General features: G+C 71.9%; 9 protein-coding genes and 1 pseudogene. 5 read left to right on the top strand and 5 right to left on the bottom strand.

All coding sequences use genetic code 11. The features are described from left to right. A partial coding sequence (locus Ade02nite_RS37880; protein ID WP_203774377.1) for a hypothetical protein occupies nt 1-978 on the bottom strand: 978 nt, incomplete at its 3' end. A 104-nt stretch (nt 979-1,082) separates the two neighbouring features. Here Ade02nite_RS37880 and Ade02nite_RS37875 point away from each other — a divergent pair. Further along, nucleotides 1,083-1,634: a YbaK/EbsC family protein gene (locus Ade02nite_RS37875; RefSeq protein WP_203774379.1), complete on the top strand. Its 552-nt coding sequence runs from the start codon at nt 1,083-1,085 to the stop codon at nt 1,632-1,634. Nucleotides 1,635-1,659: 25 nt separating this feature from the next. Here the strand turns inward: Ade02nite_RS37875 and Ade02nite_RS37870 are convergent, their stop codons facing one another. Genes Ade02nite_RS37870 through Ade02nite_RS37855 form a run of 4 tightly spaced genes read right to left on the bottom strand, consistent with a single transcriptional unit; the run spans nt 1,660 to nt 4,916 of the window. Further along, a complete protein-coding gene (locus tag Ade02nite_RS37870; RefSeq protein WP_203774375.1) occupies nt 1,660-2,292 on the bottom strand; it encodes a DsbA family oxidoreductase in 633 nt (210 codons plus the stop codon). A 10-nt stretch (nt 2,293-2,302) separates the two neighbouring features. After that, a complete protein-coding gene (locus tag Ade02nite_RS37865; RefSeq protein WP_203774373.1) occupies nt 2,303-2,737 on the bottom strand; it encodes a SufE family protein in 435 nt (144 codons plus the stop codon). A 24-nt stretch (nt 2,738-2,761) separates the two neighbouring features. Further along, nucleotides 2,762-3,154, bottom strand: coding sequence for a CBS domain-containing protein (locus Ade02nite_RS37860; protein ID WP_203774371.1), 393 nt, complete (start codon nt 3,152-3,154; stop codon nt 2,762-2,764). Between the two features lie 28 nt (nt 3,155-3,182). Next, the gene (locus Ade02nite_RS37855; RefSeq protein ID WP_203774362.1) at nt 3,183-4,916 is read right to left on the bottom strand and encodes a proline--tRNA ligase; all 1,734 of its coding nucleotides are present in this window, start codon (nt 4,914-4,916) and stop codon (nt 3,183-3,185) included. Nucleotides 4,917-5,055: 139 nt separating this feature from the next. On the opposite strand from Ade02nite_RS37855, the gene Ade02nite_RS37850 reads away from it, so the two are divergent. The 4 genes and pseudogenes from Ade02nite_RS37850 to Ade02nite_RS37835 form a co-directional block, all read left to right on the top strand. Then, nucleotides 5,056-5,829 (top strand): SGNH/GDSL hydrolase family protein, encoded by a 774-nt coding sequence (locus Ade02nite_RS37850; protein ID WP_203774360.1) that lies wholly within the window; start codon nt 5,056-5,058, stop codon nt 5,827-5,829. 21 nt (nt 5,830-5,850) lie between these two features. Then, nucleotides 5,851-6,750 (top strand): sulfurtransferase, encoded by a 900-nt coding sequence (locus Ade02nite_RS37845; RefSeq protein WP_203774353.1) that lies wholly within the window; start codon nt 5,851-5,853, stop codon nt 6,748-6,750. Nucleotides 6,751-6,823: 73 nt separating this feature from the next. Next, a complete protein-coding gene (locus Ade02nite_RS37840) occupies nt 6,824-8,569 on the top strand; it encodes an HSP90 family protein (RefSeq protein WP_203774351.1) in 1,746 nt (581 codons plus the stop codon). Beyond that, nucleotides 8,566-9,863: pseudogene (locus Ade02nite_RS37835) on the top strand (tetratricopeptide repeat protein); the annotation flags it as partial. The gene Ade02nite_RS37840 and the pseudogene Ade02nite_RS37835, both read left to right, overlap by 4 nt.

The raw sequence follows: 9,863 nt of genomic DNA, 5'->3' as shown, positions 1-9,863 counted from the left end.
GCGCCGCGCCTCCGTCGGAGCGGAGGCGGCGGCGACATGGTTCGACGCCGCGGTTTCGAGCCGCGCCGCGGCGGGGTGGCGCTTTGTCTCGCCGCCCGGCTCAACCAGCACCGACCGCTCCTCCGCCGGCGCCCGATGAGCCTCAGCCGACACCAGACGGGTCTTGGCCGGCACCGCGAGGGTCTTGGCCGGCACCGCGAGGGTCTCGGCCGCCATGGTCCGGTCCTCGGGCATCCCGGCTCGGCTCTCGGCCGGCGTCGCGTGGCCGTATGCCGGCGCGTGAGCCCCGGCCGGGGCTGCGGGGGTGCGGCCCGCGACAGCCTCGTTCTCGGCCGGCAGGACGGGGACGCCACGGGGGAGGGTGGGAGTTTCGGCCGGCGGGGCGGCGACGGTGGGCGTTTGGGCCGGCCGGGCGGGGACGCCACCAGGGATGGTGGGGGTCTTGGCCGGCGCGACAAGGACGGGGGTTTCGGCCGGCGCGACAAGGACGGGGGTTTCCGCCAGCGAGGTGGGGACGGGGTTTTCGGCCGGTGAGGCGAGGGCGTCATCAGGAACGGTGTGGGTTTCGGCCGGCGTGGTCCGTGAGGCGCGCCCGGACGGCGCTGTCGCGGCGGCTCGGCGGCGTTCGGTGACGAAGTAGACGCAGCCGGCGGTGTAGGCGGCGGCGAGGCCGAGCCCCACGAACCGCTCCGGCCCGGGCATCACGATCGCGAGGATCAGGGAGAGCTCGGCCCAGGTTCCGAGCAGCACGGCGTTGGCCGTGTCGGCGCGGCGCCAGCGCGGCGGCGAACCCCGTCGGGCCTGGCGGCTGATCTCGACGGCCAGCGCGTGGCCCAGTCCGGCCGTCAGCAGGACCAGCAGGAACGTGGCGAAGACCGAGTGCGTGCCGCCGCCCGAGGCGGCGGCCATCGCGGTACCGCCGGCCAGCAGGGCCAGGCCGCTGACGGTCCCGACTCGGGCGCTACGACGTTCCTCCACAGCCTCTGATAGTCGGCACTTTTCGGCGCCGCCTGAGGGATAGCACCCCTGGAGAGGGGCAGGACTACCTGGCGCCGAGGTATTGAGCGAGGATGGCGAGCGTGATGGGAAGCCTGAAGCTCGAACCCGCCCTGTCCCGCCCCGACCTCCTGGCCGCCCCGGTTGCCAAGGCGCTGGCCGTCTGGCCCGAGGACGCGCCGATCGACGCCGATCAGGTGCTGGTCGCCGCGATCGACCCGGAGCTCGCCGACACGGCGGCCTTCTGCGAGGCGTACGAGGTGGGCCTGGAAGTGTCGGCGAACTGCGTGATCGTGGCCGGCCGCCGTGGCGAGGTGACCCGCTACGCCGCCTGCATCGTCCTGGCCACCACGCGGGCCGACGTGAACGGCGTGATCCGCCGCCACCTCGACGTGCGCAAGGCGAGCTTCGCGCCGATGGACGACGCGGTGCGGCTGACCGGCATGGAGTACGGCGGCATCACCCCCATCGGCCTGCCCGCGGACTGGCCGATCCTGGTCGACTCCCGGGTTGCCGCCGCGCCGCACGTGATCGTCGGATCGGGCGTGCGGCACAGCAAGATCGCGATCGCGGGTCCCGCGCTGGGGGCGCTGCCGGGCGCCGAGGTGATTCAGGACCTCGCCAAGTCCATCGACTGACGTTGATCCCGTTTCACGTGGAACGTCATCGACCCGCGTCGACGGCCTCGCGGCGGGCGATCTCTTCGAGGGCGGCCAGGATGGTTGCGGAGTCCTGGGCGCCCTGGATCGCGTACTTCCCGTCGACCACGAGGAACGGCACGCTTGAGATGCCCAGCTCGCGGGCCTCGTTGAGGTCGGCGTTGACCGCGCTCGTGCCGGCGTCCGTCTCGAGGTAGGCCGCGGCGGCCGCGGCGTCCAGGCCGATCGAGCCGGCCACCTCGGCCAGCGCCCGCCGGGAGCCGACGTCGACGCCGCCGGTGAAGTAGGCCCGCTGGAGGGCGTCGAGCATGTCGGCCTGGCGGCCCTGGCTCGCCGCCCACGCGAGGAGCCGGTGGCTGTCGAACGTGTTGGCCGCGACCGCCCGGTCGAAGTCGAGTGTCAGGCCCTCGGCCGCGGCGATCGCGGTCACGTGGGCGAACATCTGCTCCGCGTCGCCGAGCTTCGCCGCCACCGCCTGCTTGATCGGCAGCGGCGCGGGCACGGGGGAGGGGTCGAGCTGGAACGCCCGATAGGTGACCGTCACGTCGCCCGGGTGCTCGGCCAGCGCTCTTTCGAGACGGTGCTTGCCGAGGTAGCACCACGGGCAGACGACGTCGGCCCAGACCTGGATGTCCACGCGCCGGCCCCTACCGCGCCGCGACCTGGGCGGCGACCTGCCGCTTGAGCCGGGCCAGGATGGCCGAGCCGCCGCGGATGCGCAGCGGGCTGATCGCCTGGGCCAGGCCCATGCGCGCGTAGAGGTCGTCGGGCACGGCGAGGATCTCGGCGGTCGTCGCGCCCTCGAGACCCTCGGCGAGGATGCCGGCGAAGGCCCGCGTCGTGGGCGCCTCGGGCGGGCAGTCGAAGAAGGTGACCACGGTGTCGTCCGGCTGCACCGTCGCCTTGAGGAAGAACTGGGTCTGGCACTCCGGCACCTGCTCCATGCCGTCGTGCCCGGCCAGGTCGGCCGGGAGCGGCGGCATGGAGTCGGCGAACTCGAGCAGCATTTCGAGCACCACGTCGCGTGGCGCCGAGGCGAACTCGTCGACGATCTCGGCGAGCTTCGGGGGCATGTCGGTCACGGAAGCGACCCTACGCGGAAGATCTCAGGCCGGCGCGGAGGTGGGCAGCAGTGCCACGTCGCTGAGGCTGATGATGCCGACCAGCTTGCGGTCGGCGTCGCAGACCAGCAGACGGCGTACGCCGCGGTCGCGCATCGCCTGCACGGCCTCGTCGACGGTGGCCGACTGCTCCACCATGATCAGCTCGTGCGAGGTGATGTCGCCGAGCGACGTCGTCTTGACCGGCAGGTTCTCCGCGATCGCCCGCACCACGATGTCGCGATCGGTGACCAGGCCGATCATCGTCGGCCCCCGCGTCACCACGACGTCGCCGATGGCGCGGTCGCGCATCACCTGGGCGGCCTCGTCCAGCATGGTGGCCTCCGGCAGGTAGACGACCTGCCGGGTCATGACATCGGCGACCGATGGCCTCGCCATGCGCACACCTCCCGTGTTGTGAATGGAGTTACCCGAGTGCAGCAGTGATTACACGCGGTATGTCCGTGATCGACACCTCTTCCCGCGTGCCCGTGCGTCGATCGCGAAATTCGGCGTAGCCCTCGGCGAGCCGGCGGCCGACCACGACGGACCGGGGGACGCCGATCAGCTCCGCGTCGGTGAACTTGACGCCCGGCGACACGTTCGGCCGGTCGTCGACGAGCACGCGCAGGCCGGCCTCCACCAGGGCGGCGCCGAGCCGCAGGGCCGCGTCGACCTGGCCGTCCTTGCCGGCGGCGACGATGTGCACGTCGACCGGGGAGACCTCGTCGGGCCAGAGCAGCCCGCGCTCGTCGTGGTGCTGCTCGGCGATCGCCGCGACCGCGCGGGACACCCCGACGCCGTACGAGCCCATGGTGGGCCGCACCGGCTTGCCGTCGACGCCCAGGACCTCGACCCCGAAGACGTCGGTGTAGCGGCGGCCGAGCTGGAAGATGTGCGCGATCTCGATGCCGCGGCGGATGGTGAGCGAGCCGTCGCCGCAGGCCGGGCAGGGATCGCCGGCGCGGACCTCGGCGGCCTCGATCGTGCCGTCGGGCGTGAAGTCGCGCCCGGCCACCACGTTCACGGCGTGCTTGCCCGGCTCGTTCGCGCCGGTGAGCCAGGCGGTGCCGGGCGCGACCCGCGGGTCGGCGAGGTAGCGCGCCTTGATGCCCTGGGGGCCGATGTAGCCCTTGACCAGGTCGGGCCGGGCGGTGAAGTCGTCGAAGAGGGTCGCGGTGGCCGGCGCCAGCGCGGCGTCGAGCCGCTTCAGGTCGACCTCGCGGTCGCCGGGGACGCCGATCACGAGCAGCTCGTCCTCCCCGCCGGGGTGGTGGACGGTGACCACGACGTTCTTCAAGGTGTCGGCGGCCGTCCAGTCGGTGCGGCCGCCGAGCGCGCGTTCGTTGGCCAGGTCGACGAGCGACGCGATTGTCGGGGTGCCGGGGGTGTCGTGCACGGTGAGCGGGCCGTGGCTCTTCTCACGCACCCGCGGCACGGGTGTGACGACGGCCTCGGTGTTGGCCGCGAAGGCGCACACCGTACAGCCGACGAATGTGTCCTCGCCGACCTCGCTCACGGCCAGGAACTCCTCGGAGGCGGAGCCGCCCATCGCCCCGGAGACCGCCGAGACGATCGTGTGGTCGAGCCCCAGCCGGGCGAACGTGCGCTGATAGGCCGCGCGGACCTCGGCATAGCGAGCAGCGAGCGACTCGTCGGTGAGCGAGAACGAGTACGCGTCCTTCATCAGGAACTCGCGCCCGCGCAGCAGGCCGGCGCGCGGCCGGGCCTCGTCGCGGTACTTCGTCTGGATCTGGAACAGCAGCAGCGGGAAGTCGCGGTAGGAGCTCGTCATGTCCTGCACGAGCAGGGTGAACATCTCCTCGTGGGTGGGCGCGAGCAGGTAGTCGGAGCCGCGCCGGTCCTTGAGCGTGAAGATGTCGTCGCCGTAGTCCGTCCAGCGGTTCGTCGCCTCGTACGGCTCGCGGGGCAGCAGCGCGGGGAACGACACCTCCTGGCCGCCGATCGCGGCCATCTCGTCCCGGATGATGTCGCAGACCCGGTCGAGGACCAGCTTGCCCAGCGGCAGCCACGTGAATCCACCCGGCGCGGCGCGGCGGACGTATCCGGCGCGCAGCAGCAGCCGATGGCTCGGCACCTCGGCCTCGGCCGGCTCCTCGCGAAGGGTGCGGAGCAGCAAGGTGGACATTCGCAACAGCATGCGCAGCAGCGTAGAAGGGGTGTGCGAGGGATTACACCTGATTTACCCGTGTCGCCAGCGTCACGCTTCCGGACCCCTTGCATCGGTGGAAATGTGTTCCCCACGAGCAAAATTTGAAGGCGCGTTAAGGGGGACCGCCATGGCGTGGCAGAGCTTCGTGGCAATGGGGGACAGCTTCACCGAGGGGCTGAACGACGCTTACCCGGACGGCACGTTCCGGGGCTGGGCCGACCTGGTGGCCGCCCGCCTGGCCGTCGACTCGGGACCCGACTTCGGCTACGCCAACCTCGCCGTGCGCGGCAAGCTGTTCGGCCAGGTCGTCGACGAGCAGCTCGAGCCCGCCCTCGCCATGAAGCCCGGGCTGGTGAGCTTCGCGGCCGGCGGCAACGACTCGCTGCGGCCGCGCGTCGACCCGTACGCGCTGGTTGCTCGCATGGAGCAGGTGGTCGCCCAGGTCCGGGGGGCCGGCGCCGACATGATCTTGTTTCGGTTCGCCGACGTGACCGTCAACCTGCCCGCGATGCTGGGCCGCCGGGCCGCGGTGCTCAACGACGGGGCCAAGATGATCGGCGACAAGTACGGGGCGTACGTGATCGACCTGTTCGCCGACGACGCGTTCCGCCACCCGCACATGTGGGCGCCCGACCGGCTGCACCTCTCGCCCGCCGGGCATCGCCGTGTCGCCGGCCACGTGCTGAACGCGCTCGGCGTCGGCTGTGACGACCAGTGGATGCTGGTGCCGCCCCGTCCGGAGCCCACGCCGTGGCTGCTGGCCCGCGGCGCCGACCTGCGCTGGGCCCGTGAGCACCTGGCGCCCTGGGTCGGACGTCACCTGCGCGGTCACTCGTCCGGCGACCACGTCACGGCCAAGCGGCCGAGGCTGGCCCCGATGACGGGCGACATCGCGGCCTGACGAGGGGATAGCGTGACAGGCATGTCCGTTCCGAACGATCCGGCGCCCACGCTGCAGGCGTACGCGCATCCCGACAAGCTCGTCACCACGGAGTGGCTCGCCGCCAACCTCGACACCCCGGGCCTGGTGGTGGTCGAGTCGGACGAGGACGTGCTCCTCTACGACACCGGGCACATCCCCGGCGCCGTCAAGGTCGACTGGCACCTGGAGCTCAACGACCAGCTCACCCGCGACTACCTCGACCCGGCCGCCTTCGCCGCGCTCTGCTCGGCCAAGGGCATCGGGCGCGACGACACGATCGTCTTCTACGGCGACAACTTCAACTGGTGGGCGGCGTACGCCCTCTGGGTCTTCAGCCTCTTCGGCCACCGCGACGTGCGCCTGCTCGACGGCGGACGGCAGAAGTGGGTGGCCGAGGGCCGCGCGATGACCCGCGACCGCACCGAGCGCCCGGCTGCCGACTACCCGGTGCCGGTGCGCAACGACGCCGAGATCCGGGCGTTCCGCGACCAGGTCATGGCCCACATCAGCAGCGGGCGGCCGCTGGTCGACGTGCGCTCGCCGCAGGAATACACGGGCGAGCTGACCCACATGGAGGCCTACCCGCAGGAGGGTGCCCTGCGCGGCGGGCACATCCCGGGCGCGCTGAGCAAGCCGTGGAAGTCGGCGGCGAACGAGGACGGCAGCTTCAAGCCGGCCGACGAGCTGACCAAGATCTACCGCGACGAGCTCGGGCTCGACACCGGCGACGACATCATCGCCTACTGCCGCATCGGTGAGCGGTCGAGTCACACCTGGTTCGTGCTGCACCACCTGCTCGGCTACCCGCAGGTCCGCAACTACGACGGCTCGTGGACCGAGTGGGGCAACCTGGTCCGCGCGCCCATCGCCAAGGGCACGGAGCCCGGCGGCCTGAGCTGATCTTCGGTACGTCAGGACGGGGCGGCGAAAAACCGCCCCGTTTCTGTCGGTGGGTGGCGGTACTTTGTCCGCCGTGAGCAACACGTTCCAGGTCGATCTCCGGGGCATCGTCGATCTGCTCAGCCACCACCTCTACGCGAGCCCACGCGTCTACGTCCGCGAGCTGCTGCAAAACGCCGTCGATGCGATCACCGCCACGGGCGACGTCGCCGGCGGATCGGTGACCCTCACGACCGGCGACGGCGAGCTGCGCGTCGCCGACAACGGCATCGGCCTCACCGAGGCCCAGGTCCACGAGCTGCTCGCCACCATCGGCCGCAGCTCCAAGCGCGACGAGCTCGGCTTCGCCCGGCACGAGTTCCTCGGCCAGTTCGGCATCGGCCTGCTCTCGTGCTTCCTGGTCGCCGACGAGATCCGGGTGCACACCCGCCGGGACGGCGCCGAGCCGGTCCTGTGGACGGGTTACTCCGACGGACGCTACGACGTGCGCGCCGGCGACGAGCGCGATCCCGGCACCACCGTCACGCTCGTGCCGCGCCGCGGCTCCGAACACCTGCTGACCAGCGCGACAGTGCGCGAGCTCGCCGAGCTCTACGGCTCCCTGCTGCCCGTGCGGGTCGAGGTCGACGGCGCGCCGGTGACGAGCGGCTCGGTGCCCTGGGAGCACGGCGACGAGACCCTGGCGCGATACGCGGAGCAGGTCTTCGGCTTCCGCCCCTTCGACACCGTCGAGCTCGACGTGCCCGAGGCCGGCTTGACCGGGGTGGCGTTCATCCTGCCCACGCCGGTCAACCCGGCCACCCGGGGCGGTCACCGTGTCTACCTCAAGCGCATGCTGCTCGCCGAGAGCGTCGAGGGCCTGCTGCCCGAGTGGGCCTTCTTCGCCCGCTGCGTGGTCGACAGCACCGAGCTGCGCCCGACCGCGAGCCGCGAGGCGCTCTACGACGACGGCCTGCTCGCCGACACCCGCGAGGCCATCGCCGATCAGCTGCGCGGCTGGCTGGTCCGGCTGGCCGCCACCGATCCGCGCAAGCTGGCCCGCTTCCTCGGCGTCCACCACCTGGGCGTCAAGGCGCTCGCCCTGCACGACGACGAGATGCTGCGCCTGGTCGAGCAGTGGTATGCGATGGAGACCAACATGGGCCGGCTCACCCTGGCCGAGTTCCGCGAGCGCTACGGCGTGATCCGCTACGCGTCCACCGCCGACGAGTTCCGCCAGCTCGCCGCGGTCGCCGCGGCCCAGGACGTGGCGCTGATCAACGGCGGCTACGTCTACGACGCCGACCTCATCGAGCGGCTGGCCAAAGTGGACCCCGAGGTGCGCGTCGAGCGACTGGAGCCGGCCGACCTGGCGACCCGGTTCACGGCCGTCGACACCGAGACCGAGCTGCGGCTGCGCCCGTTCCTCACCGCCGCCCAGCGCCGGCTCGACCGGCTCGGCTGTGAGGTGCAGGTCCGCGCGTTCGACCCGGTGACCTCGCCCGCGCTCTACCTGGTGAGCCGGTCCGCCGCGTTCCACGAGGAGTTCACCGCCGGCCGCGATCGCGCCGACGACCTGTGGGGCGGCGTGCTCGACGCGCTCGCCCACACCGCGCCGGCCGACCGCCCGCAGCTGGTGCTCAACCACCGCAACCCGCTGGTGCGCCGGGTGATCGCGATCGCCGATCCCGAGCTGGCCGGCCTCGCCGTCGAGTCGCTGTACGGTCAGGCGCTCATGCTGGGTCACCATCCGATCCGGCCGGCGGACGCGGCGCTGCTGACCACGTCGTTCCTGGGCCTGCTCGATCGAGCCGTCCCGCAGGGGGAGGAGGACCGATGAAGACCGCCGAGGAGCTCTGGGAGCTGATCTCCCAGGCCGAGGACCTGCCGTACGGCGCCGCCCAGATCGCGCTGGTGGAGCAGATCCTGCGCCACGTCGAGGCGGTGCCCGACCCGCAGCTGGCCTTCGTGTCACGGCTGATCGCCACCAACGCCTATATCTACGGCGGTGAGCCGGCCAAGGCGTTCGTCACCTTCTCGTGGTGCGTCGCCGACTTCGACCGCAACCCGCAGCCCTACCACCAGCGCGCCCAGCACAGCCTGCTCTGGCTGTTCAAGAGCATGGTCAACGCGCTGGCGAAGTTTCCCGAGGTGCCGCTGGCGCGCACCTACGCGGTGCTCGACGACATGGAGCGGCGATATCGCGAATACGGCAGCGGCCTGGGCGCGCTCTACAAATACCGCTACGTCGTCGCCGACCACGTCGGGCTGCGCGACGAGGCCGACTCCTGGTACGAGAAGTGGCAGGCGGCCCCGCGCGACGGTCTCTCCGACTGCGTCGGCTGCGACCCGACCGACGTCGCCGCCTATCTGGCGACGCGCGGCCGCTTCGGCGAGGCGGTCGAGCACGCCCATCCCGTCCTCGAGGGCACGTTCAACTGCACCGAGCAGCCGCAGGCCATCCTCGAGGAGCTGATGGTGCCCTACCTGATGACCGGGCGGGAGGCCGAGGCCGCCGACGCGCACCGCCGGTCATACCGGCTCCAGCGGGCCAACCTCGCCGATATGGAGGACATCGCCGGCCACATCACCTTCTGCGCCCGCACGGGCAACGAGCACCGCGGCCTCGAGATCCTCCAGCGTCACATCGACTGGCTCGACAAGGCGCCGTCGCCCGCCGCGGCCATGGACTTCTCGGCCGCCGGCAGCCACCTGCTCGCCCGGGTCACCGAGCTGGGTCACGGCGACGCGGTCGTACGCCGTCGCGACCGCCCCGACGTCACGGCCGCCGAGCTGGCCGCCGAACTGGCAGCGGGGGCGACCGAGCTGGCCGCGCGGTTCGACGCCCGCAACGGCACCACCGCGCAGAGCAGCCGCATCGCCGAGTGGCTGGCGCGCGAGCCGTTCGGCGTCACGTTGACGCTGTCCCCGTCCGACCGTCCGGCCGCGTCGGCTCGTCGGGACAAAAAGGACACAGGGCTTGCGGTCGTGGAGGTGCCCGCCGATCTGAGCGCGACGGACCTGCTCGACCTGGCCGAGGAACACGTCGGCGAGGACCGCGACGAGGCCGCCAAGGCCACGATCGCCGCCTTCGACGCCCGTTTTCCCGCCGCGACCGTTCTCGCCTCGCCCGA

It is taken from the genome of Paractinoplanes deccanensis (assembly GCF_016862115.1).
GTDB lineage: Bacteria > Actinomycetota > Actinomycetes > Mycobacteriales > Micromonosporaceae > Actinoplanes > Actinoplanes deccanensis.
This window is presented reverse-complemented; position numbering and strand designations above follow the sequence as displayed.

Coding starts and splice junctions, on each gene's coding strand:
- Ade02nite_RS37875 (WP_203774379.1), top strand. CDS start 1,083: ATGGGAAGCCTGAAGCTCGAACCCGCCCTGTCCCGCCCCGACCTCCTG.
- Ade02nite_RS37860 (WP_203774371.1), bottom strand. CDS start 3,154: ATGGCGAGGCCATCGGTCGCCGATGTCATGACCCGGCAGGTCGTCTAC.
- Ade02nite_RS37855 (WP_203774362.1), bottom strand. CDS start 4,916: ATGCTGTTGCGAATGTCCACCTTGCTGCTCCGCACCCTTCGCGAGGAG.
- Ade02nite_RS37850 (WP_203774360.1), top strand. CDS start 5,056: ATGGCGTGGCAGAGCTTCGTGGCAATGGGGGACAGCTTCACCGAGGGG.
- Ade02nite_RS37845 (WP_203774353.1), top strand. CDS start 5,851: ATGTCCGTTCCGAACGATCCGGCGCCCACGCTGCAGGCGTACGCGCAT.